This window comes from Nitrospirota bacterium (assembly GCA_016207905.1).
Classification (GTDB): Bacteria; Nitrospirota; Thermodesulfovibrionia; order Thermodesulfovibrionales; family JdFR-86; genus JACQZC01.
Genome location: JACQZC010000014.1, coordinates 1 through 25,021, shown reverse-complemented (window position 1 = coordinate 25,021; position 25,021 = coordinate 1). Strand labels below are relative to the sequence as shown.

30 protein-coding genes and 1 pseudogene are annotated in these 25,021 nt (G+C 44.2%); 20 read left to right on the top strand and 11 right to left on the bottom strand.

Annotated elements, in window-relative coordinates; all coding sequences use genetic code 11:
* Positions 1–8 precede the first annotated feature (8 nt).
* From HY805_01980 to HY805_01955, 6 genes and pseudogenes are all read left to right on the top strand, one after another.
* Complete coding sequence (locus tag HY805_01980) at positions 9–1,262, top strand: magnesium transporter (protein MBI4822984.1); 1,254 nt, start codon at positions 9–11, stop codon at positions 1,260–1,262.
* Positions 1,259–2,497, top strand: a pseudogene (locus HY805_01975) (Nramp family divalent metal transporter). The gene HY805_01980 and the pseudogene HY805_01975 overlap by 4 nt, the downstream one beginning before the upstream one ends.
* Before the next feature lie 95 nt (positions 2,498–2,592).
* On the top strand, positions 2,593–3,651 hold the full coding sequence (gene mtnA, locus HY805_01970) for an S-methyl-5-thioribose-1-phosphate isomerase (GenBank protein MBI4822983.1): 1,059 nt from the start codon (positions 2,593–2,595) through the stop codon (positions 3,649–3,651).
* Positions 3,652–3,654: 3 nt separating this feature from the next.
* Positions 3,655–4,647, top strand: coding sequence for a polyprenyl synthetase family protein (locus HY805_01965; GenBank protein MBI4822982.1), 993 nt, complete (start codon positions 3,655–3,657; stop codon positions 4,645–4,647).
* Positions 4,647–5,156 (top strand): AmmeMemoRadiSam system protein A, encoded by a 510-nt coding sequence (amrA, locus tag HY805_01960; GenBank protein ID MBI4822981.1) that lies wholly within the window; start codon positions 4,647–4,649, stop codon positions 5,154–5,156. Before HY805_01965 ends, amrA begins: the two co-directional genes overlap by 1 nt.
* Positions 5,153–6,586: a tetratricopeptide repeat protein gene (locus tag HY805_01955; protein ID MBI4822980.1), complete on the top strand. Its 1,434-nt coding sequence runs from the start codon at positions 5,153–5,155 to the stop codon at positions 6,584–6,586. The genes amrA and HY805_01955 overlap by 4 nt, the downstream gene beginning before the upstream one ends.
* Here the strand turns inward: HY805_01955 and moaC are convergent.
* From moaC to tolQ, 7 genes are all read right to left on the bottom strand, one after another.
* Complete coding sequence (moaC, locus tag HY805_01950) at positions 6,583–7,056, bottom strand: cyclic pyranopterin monophosphate synthase MoaC (protein ID MBI4822979.1); 474 nt, start codon at positions 7,054–7,056, stop codon at positions 6,583–6,585. The two genes, HY805_01955 and moaC, sit on opposite strands and share 4 nt — an antisense overlap.
* Before the next feature lie 23 nt (positions 7,057–7,079).
* The gene (gene ybgF, locus HY805_01945) at positions 7,080–7,862 is read right to left on the bottom strand and encodes a tol-pal system protein YbgF (GenBank protein MBI4822978.1); all 783 of its coding nucleotides are present in this window, start codon (positions 7,860–7,862) and stop codon (positions 7,080–7,082) included.
* 91 nt (positions 7,863–7,953) lie between these two features.
* Positions 7,954–8,631 carry an OmpA family protein gene (locus tag HY805_01940; protein ID MBI4822977.1) on the bottom strand — a complete coding sequence of 226 codons (678 nt, stop codon included), beginning with the start codon at positions 8,629–8,631 and terminating at the stop codon, positions 7,954–7,956.
* Positions 8,632–8,652: 21 nt separating this feature from the next.
* Entirely contained in the window at positions 8,653–9,897 is a 1,245-nt protein-coding gene (gene tolB / locus HY805_01935; protein ID MBI4822976.1) for a Tol-Pal system beta propeller repeat protein TolB, read from the bottom strand.
* 2 nt (positions 9,898–9,899) lie between these two features.
* Positions 9,900–10,529 (bottom strand): TonB C-terminal domain-containing protein, encoded by a 630-nt coding sequence (locus tag HY805_01930; protein ID MBI4822975.1) that lies wholly within the window; start codon positions 10,527–10,529, stop codon positions 9,900–9,902.
* Positions 10,529–10,930 (bottom strand): biopolymer transporter ExbD, encoded by a 402-nt coding sequence (locus HY805_01925; GenBank protein ID MBI4822974.1) that lies wholly within the window; start codon positions 10,928–10,930, stop codon positions 10,529–10,531. The genes HY805_01930 and HY805_01925 overlap by 1 nt, the downstream gene beginning before the upstream one ends.
* Positions 10,920–11,555 carry a protein TolQ gene (gene tolQ, locus HY805_01920; GenBank protein MBI4822973.1) on the bottom strand — a complete coding sequence of 212 codons (636 nt, stop codon included), beginning with the start codon at positions 11,553–11,555 and terminating at the stop codon, positions 10,920–10,922. The genes HY805_01925 and tolQ overlap by 11 nt, the downstream gene beginning before the upstream one ends.
* Before the next feature lie 272 nt (positions 11,556–11,827).
* On the opposite strand from tolQ, the gene HY805_01915 reads away from it, so the two are divergent.
* The 8 genes from HY805_01915 (at position 11,828) to HY805_01880 (ending at position 18,076) form a co-directional block, all read left to right on the top strand.
* Positions 11,828–12,163: a TusE/DsrC/DsvC family sulfur relay protein gene (locus tag HY805_01915; protein ID MBI4822972.1), complete on the top strand. Its 336-nt coding sequence runs from the start codon at positions 11,828–11,830 to the stop codon at positions 12,161–12,163.
* 161 nt (positions 12,164–12,324) lie between these two features.
* A complete protein-coding gene (locus HY805_01910; GenBank protein ID MBI4822971.1) occupies positions 12,325–12,873 on the top strand; it encodes an RsbRD N-terminal domain-containing protein in 549 nt (182 codons plus the stop codon).
* Entirely contained in the window at positions 12,870–13,859 is a 990-nt protein-coding gene (gene dsrM, locus HY805_01905; GenBank protein ID MBI4822970.1) for a sulfate reduction electron transfer complex DsrMKJOP subunit DsrM, read from the top strand. Before HY805_01910 ends, dsrM begins: the two co-directional genes overlap by 4 nt.
* 2 nt (positions 13,860–13,861) lie before the next feature.
* Entirely contained in the window at positions 13,862–15,481 is a 1,620-nt protein-coding gene (locus HY805_01900) for a (Fe-S)-binding protein (GenBank protein MBI4822969.1), read from the top strand.
* Positions 15,481–15,888, top strand: a complete 408-nt coding sequence (gene dsrJ, locus HY805_01895) for a sulfate reduction electron transfer complex DsrMKJOP subunit DsrJ (protein MBI4822968.1) — start codon at positions 15,481–15,483, stop codon at positions 15,886–15,888. The genes HY805_01900 and dsrJ overlap by 1 nt, the downstream gene beginning before the upstream one ends.
* The gene (locus HY805_01890; protein ID MBI4822967.1) at positions 15,885–16,691 is read left to right on the top strand and encodes a 4Fe-4S dicluster domain-containing protein; all 807 of its coding nucleotides are present in this window, start codon (positions 15,885–15,887) and stop codon (positions 16,689–16,691) included. Before dsrJ ends, HY805_01890 begins: the two co-directional genes overlap by 4 nt.
* Positions 16,684–17,838, top strand: coding sequence for a polysulfide reductase NrfD (gene nrfD / locus HY805_01885; GenBank protein MBI4822966.1), 1,155 nt, complete (start codon positions 16,684–16,686; stop codon positions 17,836–17,838). Before HY805_01890 ends, nrfD begins: the two co-directional genes overlap by 8 nt.
* Positions 17,839–17,890: 52 nt before the next feature.
* Positions 17,891–18,076, top strand: a complete 186-nt coding sequence (locus tag HY805_01880; protein ID MBI4822965.1) for a 4Fe-4S binding protein — start codon at positions 17,891–17,893, stop codon at positions 18,074–18,076.
* 58 nt (positions 18,077–18,134) lie between these two features.
* Here the strand turns inward: HY805_01880 and HY805_01875 are convergent, their stop codons facing one another.
* From HY805_01875 to HY805_01860, 4 genes are read right to left on the bottom strand one after another with little or no spacing between them, the layout of a single operon-like run.
* Positions 18,135–18,386 carry a sulfurtransferase TusA family protein gene (locus HY805_01875; protein ID MBI4822964.1) on the bottom strand — a complete coding sequence of 84 codons (252 nt, stop codon included), beginning with the start codon at positions 18,384–18,386 and terminating at the stop codon, positions 18,135–18,137.
* A 23-nt stretch (positions 18,387–18,409) separates the two neighbouring features.
* Positions 18,410–18,820 carry a DsrE family protein gene (locus HY805_01870; protein MBI4822963.1) on the bottom strand — a complete coding sequence of 137 codons (411 nt, stop codon included), beginning with the start codon at positions 18,818–18,820 and terminating at the stop codon, positions 18,410–18,412.
* A gap of 1 nt (position 18,821) precedes the next feature.
* Complete coding sequence (locus tag HY805_01865; protein ID MBI4822962.1) at positions 18,822–19,181, bottom strand: DsrE family protein; 360 nt, start codon at positions 19,179–19,181, stop codon at positions 18,822–18,824.
* A gap of 11 nt (positions 19,182–19,192) precedes the next feature.
* Positions 19,193–19,483, bottom strand: coding sequence for a sulfurtransferase TusB (locus HY805_01860; protein MBI4822961.1), 291 nt, complete (start codon positions 19,481–19,483; stop codon positions 19,193–19,195).
* A 201-nt stretch (positions 19,484–19,684) separates the two neighbouring features.
* Between HY805_01860 and HY805_01855 the strand changes: the two genes are divergently transcribed.
* The 6 genes from HY805_01855 to phoU are packed head-to-tail and all read left to right on the top strand — an operon-like array spanning position 19,685 to position 24,805.
* The gene (locus HY805_01855; protein MBI4822960.1) at positions 19,685–20,629 is read left to right on the top strand and encodes a hypothetical protein; all 945 of its coding nucleotides are present in this window, start codon (positions 19,685–19,687) and stop codon (positions 20,627–20,629) included.
* A 3-nt stretch (positions 20,630–20,632) separates the two neighbouring features.
* Positions 20,633–21,637 (top strand): phosphate ABC transporter substrate-binding protein PstS, encoded by a 1,005-nt coding sequence (gene pstS, locus HY805_01850; GenBank protein ID MBI4822959.1) that lies wholly within the window; start codon positions 20,633–20,635, stop codon positions 21,635–21,637.
* A 10-nt stretch (positions 21,638–21,647) separates the two neighbouring features.
* A complete protein-coding gene (gene pstC, locus HY805_01845; protein MBI4822958.1) occupies positions 21,648–22,568 on the top strand; it encodes a phosphate ABC transporter permease subunit PstC in 921 nt (306 codons plus the stop codon).
* Complete coding sequence (pstA, locus tag HY805_01840) at positions 22,565–23,404, top strand: phosphate ABC transporter permease PstA (protein MBI4822957.1); 840 nt, start codon at positions 22,565–22,567, stop codon at positions 23,402–23,404. The genes pstC and pstA overlap by 4 nt, the downstream gene beginning before the upstream one ends.
* Entirely contained in the window at positions 23,385–24,152 is a 768-nt protein-coding gene (pstB, locus tag HY805_01835; protein ID MBI4822956.1) for a phosphate ABC transporter ATP-binding protein, read from the top strand. Before pstA ends, pstB begins: the two co-directional genes overlap by 20 nt.
* Positions 24,152–24,805 (top strand): phosphate signaling complex protein PhoU, encoded by a 654-nt coding sequence (gene phoU / locus HY805_01830; GenBank protein MBI4822955.1) that lies wholly within the window; start codon positions 24,152–24,154, stop codon positions 24,803–24,805. Before pstB ends, phoU begins: the two co-directional genes overlap by 1 nt.
* Positions 24,806–25,021: the final 216 nt, after the last annotated feature.

The window sequence follows — 25,021 nt, the reverse complement described above, 5'->3', positions numbered from 1 at the left end:
GGGGAAGTATGCCTTTATTCGGAGAGCTTTTTTTAAGCGAGATACTGAAAAAACCTATTCTTGACCCAAAGGGCGAGGAGCTTGGAAGGGTAAAGGACATCTCAATCGTCAAAGGAGAGCCCCTTCCAAAGGTGGATTCCATCATACTTCAGAGGAAGGCATTATTGTTCAGAATCCCATGGCAAGACCTTGACCTTTTCAATAAGAGAATAATATCGGCAAGGCTCTATGCGGATTCCCTTGTCCCATATGTATTTAACGAGGAGGACCTTCTTGCCGTAAGGGACCTGCTGGACAAACAGATAGTGGATGTAAACGGAGTAAAGGTCGTAAGGGCAAATGACATAAGGCTCGAAGGCCATAACTCGGATGCTATGCTTACGGCAGTGGATGTTGGCATGAGGGGGATTCTTCGGAGGCTCGGGTTTGAAAAGGGTGGCGAAGATTTTCTTAAGCTCTTCAGGGCAACACTTTCGTATAACCTTATAAGCTGGAATTACATACAACCACTTCACCCGAAGCTGACTGCCATAGGACTTACGGTTCCAAGACAAATGGTTTCCGAGATGCACCCGGCAGACCTTGCAGAGTTGATAAGTCAGGTCTCCCATGATGAGGGTGCTACTTTTATAGAAAACCTCGATTCCGAGACAGCCGCAGAGACAATCTCGGAGCTCGAGCCTGAAGCGCAAAGCGCAATGATTAAGGAGATGCTCCCTGAGAAGGCATCCGAAATCATAGAGGAGATGACGCCTGACGATGCGGCTGATGTCCTTCACGATTTACCACCTGAAAAGGTAAGGGATATTATGGGCAAGCTCGATGAGGAGACCAGAGGAGACATACAGGAGCTCTTAGGCCATGAGGAAGACACTGCAGGCGGTATCATGACCACAGAGTTTATTACATACCCCGAGGAGCTTCTGATTTCAGAGGTCATAGAAAGGTTTAAATCAGATGCCCCTGAGATAGAGACAGTCTATTACATATATGCAGTTAAGCCTGACGAAAAACTCTCAGGCGTCATCTCCCTTAGGGAGATTCTCCTTGCAGAGCCTTCGCTCAGGCTTTCCGATGCCATGGAGACAAAGCTTAAAACAGTTTCCCCTGAGACAGACGAGATGGAGGTGGCAAGGATTATTTCGAAGTATAACCTTGTTGCCCTGCCTGTGGTTAACACCGAGGGCATTATCCAAGGTGTTGTCACCATAGACGATATTGTAGATACCATACTTCCGCGTCGTAAAAGGGGTAAGGTATGAGCTTTCCAAAAAGGATTATTCTTTTTCTTTCCCTGATGGGCCCTGGGATAATAACCGCAAACATAGATAACGATGCAGGAGGCATAGCTACATACTCTGTGGCAGGCGCAAGGTTTGGTTATTCGATGCTTTGGCTTCTGATACCAACTACACTTTCGCTTATAGTCATACAGGAGATGGTGGCAAGGATGGGTGTTGTTACAGGCAAGGGACTTTCTGACCTTATAAGGGAAAACTATGGTGTTAAGGCAACATTTTTTATGATGCTTGGGCTTTTCTTTGCAAATATGGGCACCACGGTGGCTGAGTTTGCAGGCTGGGCAGCAAGCTGGGAGCTTTTGGGCGTTAACAAATACATTGCAGTGCCAATAGGTGCTGTATCTATCTGGATGCTTGTGACAAAGGGCAGTTACAGGTTCGTCGAAAGAATCCTGCTTTTTGCCTGTCTTTTGTATTTTGGCTATGTGGTTTCGGGTTTTATGGCAGAGCCTGAGTGGCATTCTGTTTTCCGTGGAACATTTCTTCCAACATTTAAATTGGACACTGAGTTCATACTGCTTAGTGTAGCCCTCATAGGAACTACAATCACTCCATGGATGTAGTTTTACCTTCAGTCCTCCATTGCCGAAAAGGCAATCGGAAGGGAACATTATGGTGCATCGAGGCTCGATGTCATAATAGGCTGTTCTATAACAGACATAATCGCATTTTTTATAATCGTTACATGTGCGGCAACGCTTTTTTCTCAGGGCATAAGGATAAACGATGCGCAGGAGGCCGCAATTGCCCTTAAGCCGTTTGCAGGAAATTATGCCTTTTTGATATTCGGAGTGAGTCTTGCCAATGCATCCCTTCTTGGAGCAATAATCGTTCCGCTTGCAACTGCATATTACATATGCGAGGCAATGGGATGGGAAAGAGGCGTCAATAAGACATTCAAGGAGGCTCCTCAGTTCATGTGGATTTACACGTTTATGATTGTTATAGGTGCTGTCGTTATCCTTATACCAAAGGCGCCTCTTATAAGCCTTATGATTACCTCCTCTGTAATAAACGGCATGCTTCTTCCATTTGTCCTTATATTTGCCCTATCACTCGTCAATAACAGAAAAATCATGGGTGAGTATGTGAACCCAAAGACTTACAATTACATCACATGGACAACTGTTATAGTGATGATTGCGTTAAGCACTGTCATGATAGTGACTACAGTTGTAAAGAACCCTGTGTTTTAAGGTGGTTAAATTCCAAATCTCAAACCAAGAGGGAGTGAAGAGGAAAAAACAGGGCGGTTTGGTTTAAAATAAATAGGTTTTCCAAAGGAGGCAGGATGTTTAAGACAATAGAGTGGTCTGATGGCAGGGTTAGGATGATAGACCAGAGCCTTCTTCCCCTTGAGGTATCCTATATAGAGCTTACAGACTACCACATGGTAGCAGATGCGATAAAGACCATGAAGATAAGGGGTGCGCCTGCCATTGGAATTGCCACTTCGATGGGCATTGCACTGGGAGCACAAGAGATTAAGGCAAAGGACTTTAAAGGGTTTCTAAATGCCCTCGAGCCTGTCTTTGACACACTTCTAATGACAAGGCCTACTGCAGTGAATATTAAATGGGCGGTTATGAGGATTCAGAGGTTTCTCAAGGACAAAAGACACGAGCCTGTCGACAGCCTCAAGTCTCTCTTGGTTCAAGAGGCTATAAATATCCTCAACGAGGATATAGAGATAAACAAAGCCATTGGAAGATGGGGTGCAAGGTTCATCGACGATGGCAGTAGAATCCTCACGCACTGTAATGCAGGAGCATTGGCAACAGGCGGTTATGGAACTGCCACGGCCCCTATGCTCGTTTCAAAGGAAGAGGGGAAAAGTATTCATGTGTTTGTAGACGAGACAAGGCCTCTTTTACAGGGAGCAAGGCTCACCTCGTGGGAGCTCATGCAGGCAGGCATACCCGTGACCCTTATTACGGATAACTCGGCAGGTGCACTCATGAGGAAAGGCGAGATAGACCTCGTTATCGTTGGCACGGACAGAACCGTCAGAAACGGAGATGTTGCAAACAAGATAGGCACATATTCGGTTTCAGTGCTTGCAAAGGAAAACAGGATTCCATTTTATGTTGCCGCACCGCTAAGCAGTATCGATTTCTCGATGGCAAAAGGCGATAAGATTCCAATAGAGGAAAGGTCTTCAGAGGAGGTCACCAATGTGTTTGGAAGATGCAGGATTGCACCTGATGGCATAGATGTAAGGAATATGGCATTCGATGTTACGCCTGCAAAGTATGTTACTGCAATCATTACGGAGCTTGGCGCATTTAGACCTACGGACATCAAAAGGCTTATGAAAAAAGATGTAAATCTCGATGGGTTGAGGCTTTAAGTTATGCTTAATTATCATCGGACAGTTGACATTCAAAGGGTCTTTGATGCATACGAAGCAGAGCTTCTCTTAGTCGAGGAAAAACTCAAAAAGATGTTGCAAAGCAATGCACTTCTTATACCCTTTGTTGGCGCATATATACTTAATAGCGGAGGCAAAAGGCTGAGACCCCTGTTTTTGCTTTCAAGCGCAAGATTTGCCGGATACAAAGGCAATGACCATATATCTCTTGCAAGTATCATAGAGCTAATACACACTGCATCCCTTCTTCATGACGATGTGGTAGATGCCGCCCAGTTGAGAAGGGGAATGCCTACTGCCCACTCTGTATGGGGTAATCAGGTCGTCATCTTAGTGGGAGATTTCCTTTATTCCAATGCACTAAAGACTGCTGTCTCATTCGGAAACCAGAAAGTCATGGAGGCCCTTTCTCATGCAACTACAAGCATGACAGAAGGAGAGCTTTTCCAGCTTCAGAAATCCGGAGACACTGAAATCACAGAGGCGGAATATAGACGTATAATATCGGCAAAGACCGGAATACTCATATCATCTGCATGTAGGATTGGCGCAATCATTGGAGGAATGCCTTCTCGTGAAGAGGATGCACTTGCACGGTTTGGGCTTAAGGCAGGCACTGCCTTTCAGATGGCAGACGATGTATTAGATTATATGGCAGAGGAAGGCGAGTTGGGCAAGAGGCTCGGCAAAGACCTCGAAGAGGGTAAGGTCACACTTCCACTTATTTATCTTCTTCAGTCAGCCTCCACTTCAGAGAAACAGGAAGTAAAGGATATACTTAGCAGGGAGCTTTCGGATAACGGCCTGAAAAGGATACTAATGCTTTTTCGGCATTACAATGTCATAGAGGAATCCATGAAAAGGGCAAGTGGTCTTGTGGAGGATGCAAAGTCAGAGCTTTCGATATTTCAGCCTTCCTCCCATGGGGATGAGATGTTTGAGCTTGCGGATTATGCACTTATGAGGCAGAACTGATGCACCCGATTGTAGTGCTTGTAAAGAGGGCTGTGGAGGAATATATTAAAAAGGCAAGGGTCATAAAGACCCCTGATACTTTAACCGAGGAGATGGCTATTAAGGCAGGTGTTTTTGTCTGCCTTAAAAAGCATGGCCAGCTGAGGGGCTGTATTGGAACCATAGAGCCTGTAACGGATTGTGCGGCAGAGGAGGCTATAAGAAATGCAATTTCATCGTCAACACAGGACCCACGGTTTAGCCCTGTTACCAAGGAGGAACTTAAAGACCTCGAGTATTCCGTGGATGTCCTCTGTCCCCCTGAAGATATAAGAGACATATCAGAGCTCGATTCCAAAAAATATGGAGTCATAGTTTCTAAGGGCATCAGAAAGGGGCTTTTGCTTCCAGACCTCGAAGGCGTTGACTCGGTTGAGGAGCAACTCAGAATTGCAAAATTAAAGGCAGGCATTCACCCCGATGACAGCGATGTCAGAATACAGAGATTTGAGGTAAGGAGATATAAATGACAGAGATTCCCCTAAAAGGCTATCTCAGAAATGTTAGCCTTCCAAAAATCCTTGCCTACCTCAATAGAATCAGGGCAACAGGAACACTTCTGATTTCAACCCACGGCATTACAAAAAGGGTATACCTTTCCAAAGGCAATGCGATATTTGCATCGTCTACTTACGAGGACGATAGGCTTGGCGAGATGCTGATAAAGGCAGGCAAGATAACCGTAGAGCAGTATGACAAGTCAGTGGAGATGCTTAAGAAGACAGGGCAGAGGCAGGGAGCCATACTCGTAAACTTAGGCTTTCTTACCCCAAAAGACCTTTTCTGGGGCGTGAAATATCAGGTAAGGGAGATCATTTACAGCCTTTTTCAATTTGAAGACAGCGAGTATGAGTTCGTAGAGTCCGAGACCACCCCTGATGAGATGATAACCCTGAAGATGAGCATGGGCAACCTGATATATGAAGGCGTAAAGAGGATAGAGAACTGGACAAGAATCAGAAGGGAAATGCCTGATACGGATGCAGTCATGAAGTTAAGCGATGACCCCTTGAGCCTATTCCAAGAGGTGGAGCTTACGGCACAGGATAGAAAAATCCTTTCCCTCATAGATGGCAAAAGAAGTATAAAAAAGACAATAGAGGATTCATGGCTTAATTCCTTCGAGGCACTGAAGATTCTTTATCTCCTTTGGTCAATAGGAATAATCACGGAGACTGTGGCGGCGGTTCAAGAGAAGGTAGCTGTTTCCGTGGAAGAAATACTGGCACCTGTATCAGAGGAAGAAGAGGCATTCATGACAAAGGTCAATAACATCTATGAGAGGCTCGGTTCGATGAGCTTTTTTGAGCTGATTAATGTCCCTGAGTCAGCGGACTCCGAGGCTGTGAGAAAAAACTACTATGCTCTGGCAAAGGAGTTTCATCCTGATAGGTTTTATGACTCCGCAGACACCACTATTAAGGACAAACTGTCACAGATATTCGATTTCCTGACCGATGCCTATAACACGCTGAAAGACGAAGAAGGAAGAAAACGGTATCTGTCTTCTCTGGGCAGGCTCGAAGCACCTTCTGACATGGGCGGTGAAAAGGCAGAGAAGAATTTTAAGCAGGCAATAGGTCTGATAAAGTCAGGTGATTTTGTCTCTGCAGTAAAGATTCTCAAGGAGGCAGTGGAGATTAGTCCGGACAATCCTGAGTACTGGAACTATCTGTCCCTTAGCATGAGCAAAATTCCACAGGGACTCCAAGAGGCTGAAGGTGCAATGCTCGAGGCAATAAGGCTTGAGCCGACAAGCAGCGAGTATTATGCAAATTTAGGGCTTCTTTATCTTAAGGCAAAACGCATGGATGAGGCAAAAAAACAGTTCCATAAAGCCCTTGCCTTAGACCCTGACAATCAGAGGGCTAAAAAGGCACTTTCTCAGATAAAAGGTTAACTTAGTTCGAAGTCTGATTTTCCGCCTCTTTTCTCAATAAGGACGATTTCCGAGATAACCATCTCTTTATCCACTGCCTTACACATGTCATAAATAGTCAGTGCAGAGGCAGACACAGCAGTCAGTGCCTCCATCTCAACGCCTGTCTGAGCAGAGGTCTTTACCTTCGATTCGATTAGAAGCCTTGAGTTTTTCTTATCTATCTTAATCTCTACATCAACTGCCGTGATGTTCAGAGGATGGCATAAGGGAATAATCTCAGGGGTCTTTTTTACTGCCATGATGCCTGCGATTCGCGCAGTGCCGATTACATCACCCTTTGCAATTGCCCCATCCGCTATAAGCCTCAGAGTCTCGTTTTTCATCCTGACACTGCCTCTTGCCGAGGCATACCTCAGCGTCACTGGCTTACTGCTTACATCCACCATCTTTGCAAGCCCTTTGCTATTTATGTGGGTAAGTTTTTTCATATAATTTCATATAATCTGGAGGGCTATGGGGTTTTTAATCCCTTGAGTTTCTTTTGGGCGGTTTTTGCCTCTTCTGAATCAGGGTATTTTTCGATTAGGTCTTTTAGTCTGCCTGCACCTGCCCGTATGTCGCCTGTTTCGATGAATGCTATTGCCTGCTTGAGCATTGCAGAGGGGACCTTTGGACTGTCCTTAAATTTTTTCATCACCTCCTCGTAGGAAAGTATGGCATTTTCAAAGTCCTTCTGACCATAGTATGTCTCTCCTATCCAGAACTGGGCATTGCCAGAAAGCCTGTGAGCTGGAAAGCTCTTAAGAAACGAGGAGAACTTTTCTCTTGCCTCGTTATATTTCTTTTCATTGAAGATGTCCAGTGCCTCTTTATAGAGCTTTTCCTCGTCAGGCAGGGGATCTGCTATTGGCTTTTCGGCTTTCTTTTGTTTTTCCTCAACTACTGTCAGACGCTCTTTATATGTGCTTAGTGCCTTATCTATCTCATCGAGTTTTGCCTTGAGCAATGCCACTTCCTTCATCGCCTCTTTCAAAGAGTTTTCAGCTGAGTGTTTGTCCTCGTCGTGTTTTCCCCTTAGAGCCTGAATCTCCTTTAAGAGGTCACTGACCTGAGCGAAAAGCGATGACTGGCTTTCCTTTATCGCAGATAAGGAATCCTCCTTAGATATTTTTTCAATCTCTGGTAGGAGATTCTCGATGTCTTTGCTTATTTGAGAAAAAGCCTTATTTAACTCCGAGAGCTCCTTTTTTGTCTCATAGGAGTCGCTTTTAAGGGTGTTGATGTCAGTCTTCATTTCCTCGAAGGTGCTACAGGCATGAAGGGCAAAAAGCCCTATAGAGAGCAAAAACACTTTCAATAAGGTTAAGGGGGTCGTTTCTGACCCTTTAGTTTGTCTTGTCATTTGTTTCATTCAGGGTAACAAAATGTGCCCTTCTGTTTTTTGACCAGCACTCATCTGTTTCCTCTGTGCACATGGGGCTTTCCTCGCCACAGCTTATGACCTCTATCCTGTTGCCTGCTACACCCGATGAGAGGAGCCAGTCCCTTGCGGTAGATGCCCTTCTATCTCCCAATGCAAGGTTGTATTCGTCAGTGCCCCTATCGTCGCAATGTCCCTCTATGTAGATTTTTAGGTCGTTTCGGGTTAGATACGAAGAGACCTCCTTGAGAAATGGTTTTGCATCGTCTTTTATAGCATAGCTATCGAAGTCAAATCCGATGTGCGATGTAGAGTCACTTATATTAGTCGAGCAAAGGGATTTAACTTTCTCTATGGGCTTGCCTTTTGAGGGCATTAGCACATCTGTTTTTTGTGTGCTTGCATCTACGGAAGCTATCTTTGCGTCCTCGACAATTTCCATCTCGGTTATCTTTTCCGTTTCCGTTTTTTCGGTTTTTATCTCTTCGGTTTTTTGGTCCTTTTCAGTAGCTAAATCTTGTTTTGTTGTTTGGCTTTCAGTTGTTTCCGAAACTGTCTGTGTTACAATTCTTTTTGCACACCCCACCATAACAAGCCCGCAAGCAACGAGAAGAGTCATCATCAAGGTTGTAAGCTTTTTCATAGTGAAAACCTCCTTTTTACTTTAATTCGGCGACCATCTTGGTCCCGATGCCTTTAATCCTTTTGGTGTTATCCTTTTTTGTTCTTCGCCATCAGCCCTCATTATATATATTGTCTTCTCTCCATCCCTGTCCGATGTAAATGTAATGAACCTTCCATCAGGAGAAAAACTTGGGTCCTCGTTATTTCCATGCTCAGTAAGCCTCTTTTGGTCAAAGCCATTGGGGCTGACCAAGAATATCTGGTTTTTCCCTTTATATTCTCCCACAAATGCAATCTTGTCGCCTGATGGCGACCATGAAGGCGAGGTATTATATGAGCCCTCAAAGGTAACACGATTTATATTATAACCATTCTTGTCCATTGTGTAAACCTGAGGAGAGCCTCCCATGTCAGAGACGAATGCTATGGTTTCAGCATCAGGGGAAAACGAAGGGGAGACCTCGATGCCTCTCATGGATGTAAGGTTTCTCGTCTCATTTCTTGTGATTTCATATAAGTAGATGTCAGGCGTGCCTTTTTGCGAGGAGGAAAAAATAATCTCATTGCCTGTGATGTCTCCTGCCATGAGCATAGCTTTTGAGGAATGGATAAGCCTCTCTTTTGCCTCAGAGAGTGTCAAGATATAGATTCCCCATCTTCCGTCCCTTTGTGCCGAATAAAGAAGACCCAAGCCATCCCTCGACCATCTTGGGGAAACAATGACAGGTGCTATGAAGCCTAATCTCTTTATCCTCTGGCCGTCCCAGTCCATAAGATAAAGCTCTTTTCCGCTATCCCCTCTGACGATGAAGGCTATCTTTGTCCTGAAGACACCTGCATTGCCTGTAATCTTCATATAGATGTCGTTTGCAATGCTATGTCCTATCTGTCTTAGAAGGGCACTGCCTGCTTCGTATTTTTTTATTAATATCTCTGTCCCATCCGATACATCATAGAGCGATATATTGACAGAGATGTTTTCCCCTACCTCTACATTTCCCTTAAGCACTACATCTGCCTGAATAACGCTCCAGTTTTCCCTTCTGAATGCCTGCTCGGGTTTCTCTATGAATGCATCCTTTTCTAAGACGAGGAAAAGCCCTGTGTATCTAAGGTCATCTGCTATTACATCGGATAGCTCTTTCCCATGAGTGCCCGAAAAGTCTGATATGGCAATGGGCATCTGCCTTTCATGAGAGCTGATAACTATACTGACCTCTGCATTGGATATAGTAGGGGTTGCCAAAAAAAATAATATCAGGACCAAGGCTATGCACCTTTTCATAGTTATGGTTTTGTCCTCACATTTATTTCCATCTCATAAGGAGGTGGCTCAAAAGGGCTTACTTTTTTAATAGCCTTTAAAACTGAGTTGTCAAATATCTGGTTTCCAGAAGACTTCTCGGTCTTTACTATCTCGATAATACCATTTTTCATTACCCTGATGGATATAACTGCCTCAAGACCCTTTCCTTCTCCTGGGAAAACCCACACTGCCTCTATGGCGGATTTAAGTCTTAAAGGGAACTCATCTTGTCCAAAAAAGCCTTTTTGAGAAGATGTTTGTTTGCCAATGGATATTTCTGCCTTTTCCTTAGTCTTCTGCCGTGCCTTTTTTATACCTCTCAAGATAGCAATCCTGTCATCTATATACTCTGATTCCCTATCAGAGCCTGTTGTATTTGAGATTTTGGTTTTTTCTTCTGCCTTTACCGATGTCTCTTTGGAAGTTTCATCTATCATATGGATTGCCTTTTTCTCAGGCATTTGGATTTCATCAGGAGAGATAAGGCTTACCGTATAAGAAGGTGATATATCGAATGACCTCTGTCTTAGGACAAGCGGAAACAATGAAAGTAATCCAATGTGTAGGATGAAAGAGATAAGACCTGCGGTTTTTAAGTCAGAGGAAAGCATTACTTTATGCTTGCCGAAGGCTCGGTAATCATTCCTAATCTTTCTATCCCTGCCTCCCTGACCTCTGATATAACCTCTACAATCGTGCCATAAGGAATATTTCTGTCTGCCCTGAAATATACATTTGGGTTCAGCTTGCTTATCGAATTCAGTTTAATCCTCATCTCTTTTAAAGAGATTGGGTTTTCGTTCATGTAGATTCTACCGTCTTTTTTAATCGTGAGGTTTATCCTTTCTTTTACTGAAAGCTCCTTTCCCTTTGCCTTAGGCAGGTTCACATCTATGCCCTGCTGTAAGAGGGGTGCTGTGACCATGAATATGACGAGGAGCACTAACATAACATCTACGAGGGGCGTGACATTTATCTCTGATAGTGCTTTTCTATGCCTTTCAATTCGCATGTGTCTTTAAGGGAAAAATCTCGATGAGCTCTTCTGAGAAGTCCTCCATCTGGATTATTATGCTTCTTGTTCTGCTTAGATAATAGTTATACGCAATGACAGCAGGGATTGCCGCAAGAAGCCCCATTGCAGTTGCAATAAGTGCCTCTGCTATGCCAGGGGCAACAACTGCTAATGTGGCACTGCCTGCTTCACCTATGTTTCTAAATGAGTTCATTATGCCCCATACTGTGCCAAAAAGCCCTATGAATGGCGTTGTGGAGCCTGTTGTGGCAAGGAAATTAAGATACCTTTCGAGTTTTTCAGCCTCCAATGTCTCATACCTTCTTAGTGCCCTTCTTATCTCCTGCCTATCAGGATGAAGCCTCTCTGAGTAGACCTCACGGAATACATTACAGATTGGGCTCAGCTTGTATTTCTTTGCCTCTATAAAAAGTTCTTTTATCTCGCCTCCAGAGCTATATGCCCTTAAAAAAACAGCATTTTGTTTGCCTGCCTGCTTTAGATAGCGATGCTTGAAAAAGATTATTGCCCACGACATAACCGAGAAAAAAAGAAGTATTAAGAGGACCGCCTTTACAACAGTCCCTGCCTGAAATATGAGATTTAATACAGAGTTTTCCATAAAAATTCCACTATCTTAGATTTTAAAAAAATTATATAAAAAAAAGCAAATTCAAAATATAAGCATATCTATATAAGTCTATAAATTTTTTTTATTTGACCCTTTGCATGTCTCTGTATTACTTTTTATAACCGAACCCTGAGTAGGCTAATTGGGTTTATGGGTGTTTTTTATACTCAGGGAGGTGGGGAGGAAGCAAGAAATTACAATAGAGGAGCTTTCTATATATCAATATATCAAAAGCATACCAAATTTAAAAGGAGGTAGGAAAAATGGGTCAGATGGAATTTCAGGGAAAACAGATTGAGGTTGACGACGATGGTTATATCGTAAACCTTGGTGATTGGTCTCCTGAGCTGGCAGCGCATCTGGCAGGGCAGGACGGCATCACACTGACAGATGCTCACTGGGAAATAATCAATTTCCTCAGAGAGTATTACCAGAAGTATCAGATAGCTCCTATGATCAAGATACTCGTTAAGGAGATAGGAAAGGTGATGGGACCAGAGAAAGGAAACACAAAGTATCTGTATGAGCTTTATCCTGCAGGTCCTGCAAAACAGGCATGCAGATTTGCCGGGCTTCCAAAGCCAACTGGCTGTGTATAGGGTTTAGCTTTCAAGGGCGCAGGTGTGAAAGGGCGGCTGAATTAAGCCGTCCTGAATACCTTTGTTTTATGTTCGTGGAAGGTTTTTAGAAAGTGAGGCAGACTTAGTATGCAATTAAAAGGAGTAGCCTGATTTTGGATACCCTGCTAAAGAATCGTCTATTGGAGAAAAGGTCTGAGATTTTAGGCAGATGGTTCGATGCGATTTTAGACACATATCCTGCTGACACTGCAAGCTTTCTCAAGAATCAAAAAGACAGGTTTCATAATCCAGTAGGCTACACAATCTACGAAGGCATAGCCGGCATCTTCGATGAGATTATTAAGGAGGCTGGAGATTTTGACGGTGCATCTCCTTTCCTTGACAATATCATTAGAATCAGGGCTATTCAGGATTTCGCTCCATCTTCTGCAGTGTCCTTTGTTGTCCTCCTGAAGAGAATAATCAGGGACGAGCTGAAGGCTGCAAACGGTGCATTTGCGGTCTCTTCCGAGGAACTATCATTGCTTGATTCCAAAATAGACAATCTTGTCCTTTTGTCCTTTGACATATATATGGGATGCCGTGAGAGGCTTTACGAAATCAAGGCAAACGAGGTTAAAAGAAACACCTTTAGACTTTTACAAAGGGCAAAACTGATATGTGAGGCACAGGAAGACGAGCCTGGCCTTGATGATAACAATCAAGAAAGAAAAGAGGTAACAAAATGAGAGCCGTGATTCCATTTATTGCGGTATTAGTATTAGTTTTGCTTGCCTTCATAGGAGTAGAGGTAGGGAAGCTAAACTTCTTATTCGCGGTTGTCATCCCCTATGTGGCTATTTCGGTGTTTACCATAGGGTTCATTTCGAGAGTCGTTAAATGGGGCAAGAGTCCTGTGCCTTTCCGCATACCAACGACATGCGGACAGCAAAAATCCCTTCCGTGGATTAAAGACAGTAAGATAGAGAACCCCTCGAGCACATTTGGGGTTATCGTAAGGATGGCACTTGAGGTGCTCCTTTTCCGTTCGCTGTTTAGAAATCTGAAGACAGAGATGAAGTCAGGGAAAATCGTTTATGGCTCAGAAAAGTATCTCTGGCTGGCAGGGCTTGCGTTTCACTGGTCATTCCTTTTCGTCCTCATCAGGCACTACAGGTTCTTTATAGGAAAGGTGCCTGCTTTCATTGGTCTTGTTGAGGGGCTCGATAGTTTCCTTCAGGTAGGTGTGCCTTTGCTTTATATAACGGATGTGGCTATATTAGCCGCTGTGACATACCTATTCATAAGGAGGGTTTATCTACCTCAGGTCAGATACATCTCACTGCCTGCTGATTACTTCCCTTTGTTTTTGATATTCGGCATAGCGGCATCGGGTGTGCTGATGAGGTATTTCTATAAGACCCATATCGTAGCAGTCAAAGAGCTGGCAATGAGTCTTGTGAGTTTTGCACCAAAGGTTCCAGAGGGCATTGGAGTTATATTTTATATCCACCTTTTTCTGGTTAGCACCTTGATTGCCTATTTCCCTTTCAGTAAGCTCATGCACATGGGTGGAGTCTTCATGAGCCCAACGAGAAACCTTACTGGCAATAGCAGGGAAAAAAGGCACATAAACCCATGGGATTACCCTGTCAAGGTTCATACATACGAGGAATACGAGAATGACTTTAGGGATAAAATGAAATCAGTCGGAATACCAGTGGAAAAGGAGTAAATATGGCAACGAGCAAGATTATAAAACCAAATGAGTTAGTGGTAAGCATAGATTACAAGCCTCCAATGAAGTGGTGGATGGACACCCCTGCTGAGTTTAAGCCCGGCATGTATTGCTGGGGTGCAAAAAAGAAAAACTTAGATGCTGTTAACTTCCCCAATGCGAGGGACTGGTCCCCAAAGGAGGAGGACTGGAAACTGCCTGAGAACTGGCAGGAGATTCTCATCGAAGGGCTTAAAGATAAGCTCGGCAAATACCGCTCTTTCAGGCTCTTTATGGATATATGCGTAAGGTGCGGTGCGTGTGCTGATAAATGCCACTTCTTTATAGGCTCTGGAGACCCAAAGAACATGCCTGTCTTAAGGACAGAGCTGATGAGGTCGATTTATAAAAGGTATTTCACTAATTCAGGCAAGGCATTAGGAAGGCTTGCAGGCGCAAGGGACCTAACATTAGATGTGCTCAAGGAGTGGTGGTATTACTTCTATCAGTGCACTGAATGCAGAAGGTGCTCTGTTTTTTGCCCTTATGGCATTGACACAGCAGAGATCACCCTTATGGCAAGGGAACTTATAAATCTCTTAGGTCTAAACACAGACTGGATTTCAGGTCCTGTGGCAAACTGCTATCTCAAGGGCAATCACTTAGGCCTTGAGCCCCATACAATCAAGTCCTCGATAGAGTTCTTCCTTGACGACATAGAGACCATAACAGGCATAAAGATAGAGCCGACCTTTAACAGAAAGGGGGCAGAGATACTCTTCATCGCTCCATCAGGAGACCTTTTTGCTGACCCAGGCACATACACTGCAATGGGCTATCTCATGCTATTTCATGAGTTAGGGCTCGATTACACATGGAGCACATATGCGTCAGAGGGCGGAAACTTCGGGTTTTTCACCTCAAATGAGATGGCAAAGAGGCTACATTACAAGGTATATGCCGAGGCAAAGAGGCTTGGCGTTAAATGGATAATCGGCGGAGAATGCGGTCATATGTGGAGACTCTGGCATCAGTACCTCGACACATGGCATGGACCTGCTGATTTCTTAGAAGTTCCTGTTTCTCCAATAACAGGAACAAGGTTTGAACATGCAAAATCCTCAAAATTCATTCACATAGTAGAATTTACGGCAGACCTTATAAAGAACGGAAAGCTTAAATTGGACCCAACAAGGAATGACCACCTGAAGGTGACATGGCATGACTCCTGTAATACATCGAGAGGCATGGGCTTCCTTGAGGAGCCAAGATATGTGCTTAAGGGCGTATGCAATAACTTCTATGAGATGCCTGAAAACACAATCAGGGAGAAGACATTCTGCTGTGGAAGTGGCACAGGGCTTAATGCATCCGAGAATATGGAACTAAGGATGAGGGGAGGGCTTCCGAGGGCAAATGCAGTTAAGTATGTTCGTGACAAATACGGTGTGAACATGCTTGGAAATATCTGCGCAATAGACAGGGCTACGCTTAAGGCTTTGGTGGAGTATTATACACCTGATGTGTCTGTCGCAGGGCTTCACGAGCTTGTTGGCAATGCCCTAATCATGAAAGGGGAAAAGGAAAGGACTATTGATTTGCGATTGGAACCCCTTCCGGGAAAGGAGGGCAAAGAGTAATGTATGACAGCGGTAAGATAATTGTCGGACTTCTTATCTTTGTGGGGATTGTGACATTTCCATTTTACTATAATGCAGGAAAGGCAGTTGCCAAGCCAGACCTGAAATTAGACACCCCTGTTATCCAGCAGATGCCTGAGGCAGAAAGGAAATGCGTAGAGACAAAGGAATTTATGAGGGGCGGGCATATGCAGCTGCTGAATAACTGGAGGGATTCGGTTGTCCGTGAGGGTAATAGGGTTTATGTAAGCAGTAATACTGGAAAACGGCATACAATGAGCCTTCAGAACACATGCATGAACTGCCATTCTAACAAGAAGAAGTTCTGTGACGAATGTCACAATTACATGGTGGTGAAGCCTTACTGCTGGGACTGCCATATACAGCCAAAGGAGAAGGAGTTATGAGCATGGATAGAAGACAATTTATAAAGATAGCTGGAATCTCCACTGTTTTGGGCTTTGGTGGCACTCTGGGTCTAAGTAAGTTGAAGGATAGCTGGGCATCAGAGATGCTTCAATCTCCAGAGGCACTTAATGCAAAGCACTGGGCAATGGTCATCGATGTAAAAAAGCTTACCTCAGAAGAACACTATGACAAGGCTATAAGTGCATGCCACCGTGCACACAATGTCCCTAATATAGGAAATCCAAAGGAAGAGGTCAAGTGGCTCTGGAAGGAGACATATGAGCATGCATTCCCTGGCATGGAGCAGGAGTACATGCCTGAGGGTATAAAGCACAAGCCATTCCTACTTCTTTGCAACCACTGCGAGAACCCTCCTTGCGTGAGGGTCTGCCCGACAAAGGCTACATTCAAGAGGGAATCGGATGGAATAGTTATGCAGGATATGCATCGCTGTATTGGGTGCAGGTTCTGTATGGCTGCCTGTCCTTTTGGTGCAAGAAGCTTTAACTGGCGCGACCCAAGACCCTTTATAAAAGAGCAAGATGAGAACAAGGAGTTTCCTACAAGGACAAAGGGCGTTGTTGAGAAATGCACTTTCTGCTACGAGAGGCTTGCAAAAGGAGAGATGCCTGCCTGTGTGGAGGCAGTTAAGGATACAAAGGCATTGGTCTTTGGAGACCTTTCCGACCCAAACTCAGAGGTCAGAAAGATTCTCTCTACGCACTACAGTATCAGGCGAAAACCCGAGCTTGGCACACAGCCCAGCGTTTATTATTTGATAGGAGGTGAGGAGAATGCTTGAGCGAGCACTAACTGGAAGTGGTAGGTACTGGAGATGGATACTCTTTCTTCTTGCGATTATCGGTGTGGGGTTTCTGGTTTATCTCAGGCAGTTCAAGGTAGGTCTTGGAATAACAGGCATGAGCAGGGATGTGTCATGGGGACTCTATATAGGGCAGTTTACCTTTCTTGTTGGAGTTGCGGCATCTGCGGTTATGCTCGTTCTGCCTTATTATCTCCATAACCACAAGGTGTTTGGAAAGATAACCATACTCGGAGAGTTCCTTGCCGTGGCATCTGTTGTGATGTGCATGCTGTTTATCTTTGTGGACATGGGTCAGCCAATGAGGGTCATGAATGTCATTCTACATCCGACCCCAAATTCCGTGATGTTCTGGGATGCAGTTGTCCTTAGTGGGTATCTCCTTTTGAACATCGTAGTGGGCTGGACAATCTTAGGTGCCGAGAGTAAGGGAGTGGCTCCTCAAAAGTGGGTTAAGCCTGTGATAATCCTTTCCATTATCTGGGCACCGAGCATACACACTGTTACTGCATTTCTCTACTCAGGACTTCCTGGAAGGCACTTCTGGCTAAGCGCTGTTATGGCGGCAAGATTTTTGGCATCGGCTTTCTCAGCAGGCCCTGCACTCTTAATAATACTCTGCCTTATCTTGAGAAAGACCACAAAGTTCGATGCAGGCAGGGAGGCTATACAGAGTTTAGGAAAGATTGTCACTTATTTCATGATTACCAATGTGTTTCTGCTTGGACTTGAGGTCTTTACTGCTTTCTATAGCAATATACCCGGGCACATGCATCCATTTCAGTATCTGTTTGCAGGTATCGAAGGGCATGGCAAACTCGTTCCACTAATGTGGGCATCAGGACTGTTTGCAGTGGTATCGGTCATCATGCTCGTAATCCCCTCTGTAAGGGCAAAAGAGGGTGCACTTGCATTTGCCTCTGCGTTAGTGTTCCTTTCCTTATGGATAGACAAGGGTTTTGGCTTGATTGTGGGCGGGTTCGTCCCGAATCCATTTGAAAAGGTCACCGAGTATTGGCCTACATGGCCCGAGGTAATAATCACACTCGCTGTCTGGGCAGTCGGCTTTCTGGTGCTTACTGTTCTTTATAAAGTGGCGGTCTCGGTCAAAGAAGAGGTCGCATAAAGAATATTAAATAATGTAAAATAGATAAAAACCTAAAGGAGGATAAAGCATAATGTATCTTGTATCAATCGATGCAGAGAAATGCGAGGGCTGTGAGGAGTGTGTCAATAACTGCCCTGTAAGTGTATTTCAGATGCAGAATGGAAAGGCAGTGGTTGTACAGGCTGACCTTTGCGAGGGCTGTGAGACCTGCACATCTGTATGCTCATCAGGAGCAGTGACATTGCAGGAGATGTAACTTAGCCTTTTTAGGAGTTCAAAAAGGGGCAAGTTATTGCCCCTTTTTTCGGAACTAATCAGGTTTTCTGTATAAAAAGCTCCCAGTAGCCTTTGTCCTCTAACTTTACAGCCTCAAACTTATGTCCATTTTTTTCACACCACCTCGGAATTGTGTCCTCAGCCGATGCTGGTGCATCGCAGAGAATCTTCAAAATCTGGCCCGATGAGAGCTTCTCGACAGCCTTCTTTGCAAGCACAAGCGGATAAGGGCATACCCTGCCTAAGACATCGAGGGTCTCATTCGGAGTCGAACTGCTTAATTCACCCATTACTTTTAACCTCCTTTTTATATTTAAAAGAAAAGCACATGCCTTGCTTCATCGATTATCTTCTGAATCTCCGAATAAGGCACAAACTGGAGCTTCTTGTCAGCTCCCATGTCTTCTGCATCAGGAAGTCTGTCAGTGGAGATGCCGAATCTGTCGAGGTCATCTTTACATATAAATACATCGAGGTCAACTAAAAGTGCGTTTTTCAGATGAGTCTCCGAGCTTGTTACCCCGTATGCCTCCATTGCCTTCTGCCCCTTCTCAAGCCCCAAAACCCCTTCTCCTATAAAGCAGAGCTTTGGGGTAACCGTATCTCCGTCTTCGAGGAGTATCTCAACGGTCTGATAGGAGATGGCATGTGTTATGCCAAGCCTTGAGGTCTCGCCTTTATACTGAGGTTTTTGAACTACTATTGCAAGCTTTACATCAGCCATCTTACTCACCTCCTATATGAAGGACTCTGTCTGAGGCGTGTATCTTTGCCAGATACCAGTGCATGGCATTCCACTGTATGCCTGCTATTGCATCTGTCTTCTGAACACCTCTTGCCAGTGTGCATGCCTCGCATGTGCAGATTTCGACGCCTTTTTCAAGGAGTGCCTTTACATACTTTTCGCCTGTTGAGTAGTCCTTCAGATGCTTCTGGTTTGCCTTTGCCGAGCCAGTGGCATTACCTGAAAACCATAGGTTTACCTTGTGGCCCTTGCCTGCTGCGGCATCGGAAAGCTTAAGTGCGAAATCATAGACTGCCGAGCCAACGAGCCCGGGGAAACATCCTATCGTCAAAGTTCCCATTTATTACCTCCCTATAGCCATGCTAATTTTTCATAATCACTGAATATAAGGTCAACCAGTCCGTTGTAATTGACCACCTTGACACGGCTGTCTATGCTTCCAGCCGAAAGTCCCCTTGTCTCGATGTCCTCTGATAAGGCATAAATATTCGATGCCCTATCTAAGACAGGTGAGGGTTTTCCGCCTTCTTTTATAAAGGCATGATAAACACCGTTTAATACGAGGACAATGCCATCGGCTTTGAGCCTTTGAAGCGTATCCCCTGCCATCTTGTAATCGCTGACAAAAACGCCCATTTTCATAGAACCACCCCCTTAAAATTGTCCCGAATTATCGGGATTAGAAGTATGATTTTATACCAGTTAAGAGGGCAATTTGTCAATAAAAATATATTGAGCCTCCTATTACTCTTCTTCATTACTGCGATTATGTTTGCTTAAGTCACCAAACCTCTTTTATCGGAAAAGATGCACCTTTCATGCCTTTATGTTAAAATTATTCTTATGAAAAAATATAAGCCAATCGATATAAGAAAAATAAAGACATATCCCATCAAAGACAGGATGTCTAAGATAGAGGCTAACTCCATTTCATGCCCACATAAAAAAGGCGGAACATTCGAGGGATTCATCTCTTCTTTGCCTGATATACTTGCAGTAAAAGACCTGAAGGCAGTTGTAGCGGCAATTATTAAGGCAAGGAAAAATAAAAGGCATGTTATCTTGGGAATGGGAGCACATCCAATAAAGGTAGGGCTTTCTCCGATAATCATAGACCTTATAAAAAGGGGCATTATAACCGGGGTTGCAGCAAACGGAGCCTGCATCATACATGACTTCGAGCTTTCATTCATTGGAAGGACATCAGAGGATGTGGCAGAGGGGCTTCATAAAGGCATATTCGGAATGGCAGAGGAGACAGGAAGACTTCTGAATCAGGCAATAAAGCAGGGCGTGGATAGGGGCTTGGGTATAGGGGAATCCATCGGAGAGTTTATTCATAAGGGAAACCTTAAATATAAAGACCTGAGCATCTTCAGGGCAGGATACAAAGAGGGTATTCCGATGACGGTTCATGTTGCAATTGGCGCAGACATAATCCACATGCATCCATCTTCGGATGGCTCGGCAATTGGTATGGGAAGCATGAGGGATTTCCTCATTTTGGCAAATGTTCTTTGTGACCTTGAAGGAGGTGTATATATCAATTTAGGCTCGGCAGTCATACTTCCAGAGGTATTTCTCAAGGCACTTACAATGGCAAGAAATCTTGGAAATAAAGTAGAGGACATTACCACGGTTAATATGGACTTCATCCAGCAGTATAGGGCAAGAGAAAATGTCCTTAGAAGACCAACGATGCTTAAGGGTGCCTCATATGCCCTTACAGGACATCACGAGATTATGTTTTCGCTTCTTTCTGCATCGGTGATAGAGGGAATAAAATAACCAATGTTCGGCATTCAGGTAATAAATAGATTATTACTCACACTCGGATTAGTCCTCGGCTTAAGCCATACGGTTGTAGGAGAGACCCTGAATGGCGCAGGCGCAACATTCCCTTATCCGCTTTATTCGCAGTGGTTTTACACATATGAAAAAACAACGGGCATAAAGATAAACTATCAGTCCATAGGAAGTGGCGCAGGCATAAAGCAGGTAATCGAGGGCACAGTTGACTTTGGTGCATCAGATGCACCTCTTAAGGAAGAAGAGCTCAAAAAACATAATCTCATACAGTTTCCAATGGTTGGTGGCGCTATAGCCATTGTCTATAATGTACCGGGTGTTCAAAAAGGCTTAAGGCTAAGCCCTGAGAGTATCGCAGACATCTACTTAGGGAAACTCACAAGATGGGACGACCAAAAGATAAAGGCAGAAAACCCTAATATAAAGCTTCCACCTATACCAATAATCGTAGTTCATCGCGCCGATGGCTCAGGCACAACGAATATATTTACATGGTTTCTCTCTGATGTAAGTAAGGACTGGAAGGACACTGTTGGCTCAGGCACATCTGTTAAATGGCACTCTGGAATAGGAGGTAAAGGCAATGAAGGGGTTGCAGGACTTGTAAGGGGCACAAGGGGTGCGATAGGCTATGTTGAATTGGCATATGCCACTCAGACAGGAATGACCTATGCAGAGATCAGAAACAGGGATGGAAATTATGTTGAGCCATCTATTGAGACTACTCAAAAAGCATCAGCCAGTGCCACTATAACTGAAAGTTTCTACATTAAATTCACATACTCAAAAGGCAAAGACTCATATCCCATAGCAGGCTTTACATATCTAATTCTGAGAAAGGCTATGGATAAGGCAAAGCTCAATAAGATTGTTAAGTTCGTTGAGTGGGCATATAAAAACGGTAACCAGTTTGCAGTTAAACTTTATTATGTGCCATTATCTCAGGAGCTAAAAACAAAGGTATTAGAGGCACTAAGAAAACTTTAAAATTAGGGTTATGAGCAGAAAGATAGAAGATAACCTTTTTAAGTGGCTTACTACCTTACTTGCCTTAGCAATTGTTTTATTAAGCACAGGCATTCTCTTAATGCTGACACACTCATCAGGGCTTTCCTTTAAAGAGTTCGGCTTAGGATTTCTGGGCTCCTCGGAATGGGACCCAGTTAGGAAGGTCTTTGGGGCATTGCCATTTGTATGGGGAACATTTGTCTCGGCAACGCTTGCACTTTTAATTGCCCTCCCAATAAGCATAGGGATTGCAGTATTCTTATCCGAGCTTTCACCTTTGTGGGTGAGAAAGCCTGTGTCTTTGGCAATAGAGCTTCTTTCTGCGATACCTTCTGTTATCTACGGCTTATGGGGCTTATTCGTGCTTGCGCCAATTATGCAACTACATATAGAGCCATTTTTAGGGAGGCACTTAGGTTTTCTTCCTTTTTTTAAGGGTTATCCTTTAGGCGTTGGCATGCTTACAGGAAGTGTCATAATCTCGATTATGATAATCCCAACCATATCTTCCATCTCGAGGGAGGTGCTTTCTTCTGTGCCAGGACATCAGAAAGAGGCAGGCATGGCACTGGGCATGACCCGATGGGAGGTCATATGGAAAGTAATGCTTCCTTACGGAAGGGTGGGCATAGTGGGCGCTACGCTTTTAGGCTATGGAAGGGCATTGGGCGAGACCATGGCAATAGCAATGGTCATAGGCAACACACCTAAGCTCTCTGTTTCCCTTTTTGACCCTGCCTATACTATCTCAAGCGTAATCGCAAATGAGTTCGTAGAGGCAGTAGAGCCACTTCATATATCCTCATTAGTGGAGCTTGGGCTTATACTTTTTTTTATTACCTTTTTACTTAATGCCATTGCAAGGTTTTTACTCACGAGGATGAAAAGATTCGAAGGCGTAAGGATATGAGCAATCTTAGATATAGGAAAAGAAAGCTCACGCAGGATGTGATGTTTATATCCTCTTATGTATCGGCAGTAATCGGCATCTCTTTGCTTTTTCTGATACTCGGTTATGTGTTCTACAAAGGTGTTAGGGGAATAAACCTCGATTTCTTCCTCAGGCTTCCAACCCCGGTTGGTGTTTCTGGAGGTGGAATGTCAAATGCCCTGATAGGAAGCCTCTATCTCATAGGTTTTGCGTCTTTGTTTTCAATACCAATAGGGATTCTCATTGGTGTATATCTTTCTGAGTTTGGAAGAGGTGCCTTTGCCTCTTTAGTGAGATTTCTTACCGAGACCCTTGCTGGGCTTCCAGCCATTGTTGCAGGCATATTTGCTTACACAGTCATCGTAATACCGATGAGAAAGTTCTCTGCACTGGCAGGCTCATTTGCATTGAGCATCCTTATGCTTCCTATTATCGTAAAGTCTACTGAGGAGCTTCTGAAGATGGTTCCAAGAGACCTGAGAGAGGCATCCTTAGCATTGGGGATTCCTAAGTGGAAGACTATCGTCAAGGTAGTCTTAAGCACGGCAAAATCAGGGATACTGACAGGTATTATACTTGCTGTTGCAAGGGCAGGCGGAGAGGCAGCACCACTTCTTTTTACAGCGCTCGGAAACTCATACATGAATCTTTATCCCCATGAGCCTATGGCAAGCCTTCCGGTTCAGCTTTATGTCTATGCAGTCTCACCCTATGAGGACTGGCATCAAAAGGCATGGGCATCTGCATTAGTCCTTGTAGGGATTGTCCTTATAGCGTCTGTTACAGCGAGGAGCTATGCCAGCAAAAGACGCTGAGTTCGTCATAGAAAGCCTTAGTGCATGGTTTGGAAAAAATCAGGCACTTAAGGACATTACTATGACTGTCATGGAGCATGAGATTACTGCAATCATAGGTCCATCAGGATGTGGAAAGTCGACATTCGTAAGGTGCCTTAACAGGCTTCATGAAGAGGTCATAGGCGGAAGATGCAGTGGAAAGGTTATATTCGAAGGCAAAAACATCTATGACCCGGATGTCGACCCTGTGCTCATAAGAAGGCTCATAGGTATGGTATTTCAGAAACCGAATCCATTTCCTGCAATGACTGTTTATGACAATGTAGTGGCAGGGCTTATCCTTGAAGGACGAATTAAGAAGTCTATCCTCGATGAGAAGGTAGAGAGGTTTCTGAGACTCGCTGTACTCTGGGATGAGGTTAAGGACAAACTCAGGGACTCAGGTGCATCTCTTTCAGGCGGGCAACAGCAAAGGCTCTGCATAGCAAGGGCACTGGCAGTCGAGCCCAAGGTCATATTAATGGATGAGCCTACTTCTGCACTTGACCCTGTGTCAACAGGAAAGATAGAGGAGCTAATGCAAGGTTTGAAAAAGAATTATACTATAATCATAGTGACTCATAATATGCAGCAGGCTGGAAGGGTCTCAGATATGACAGGGTTTTTTCTCTTGGGAGAGCTTATAGAGTTCGGAAAAACCGATAAGATATTTACGGCTCCTTCAAATAAACTAACAGAGGACTATATAACAGGGAGGTTTGGCTAATGAGCATATTCGACGAAGAACTGAACAGTCTTAAGGAAACGATTCTTAAGATGGGACTTTTGGTAGATGCCTCAATAAGGGATTCCATAAAAAGCCTTGTTGAACGGGACAGTGAGCTTGCAAAAGAGGTGATAAGCAAAGACCCTGAGATAAACTCCCTCGATGTGGAGATAGACGAGGAAGGCACAAGACTTATAGCTCTCAGACAGCCAAAGGCAGGAGACCTGAGATTCCTCATAACCGCAATGAAGATTACAACTGACCTCGAAAGAATCGGAGACCTTGCAGAGGATATATGCGAAAGGGCAATAGAGCTTAACGAGGAGCCAATCCTCAAGCCATATATCGATATACCGAGGATGGCTGAAATCTCGAGGGGCATGCTTATAGATGTGCTCGATGCATTTGTAAGAAAGGACCCTCAAATTGCATATGATGTTATTGGAAGGGATGACGAGGTCGATAGCCTCACTGTCCAGATATTCAATGAATTGCTGTTTTTTATGATTCAGGACCCGAGGGCTGTTTCGAGGGCAGTGAAGATAACATATATCTCAAAATACCTTGAGCGAATTGCAGACCATGCAACGAATATTGCAGAGATGGTTGTCTATATGGTCGAGGGAAAGATAATAAGGCACACTCAAAAATAGCATATATAAAGGGGGGTGTGCGTCATAAAAGTGGGGTTAGCTGATTGACTTTTAAAACCCCTCTTTGGAAAAGAGCAGAATCACCCTTTGTGCATCTCCCATGACCCCCAATCGCAGTTGAGGAATAAGACATTTGAGATTCTGAGGCAAGCCCGAAATGACATAAGCGAAAAAACCTTTTTCATAAAACCCTCCTTTTCTGAGGAAATCGGGACT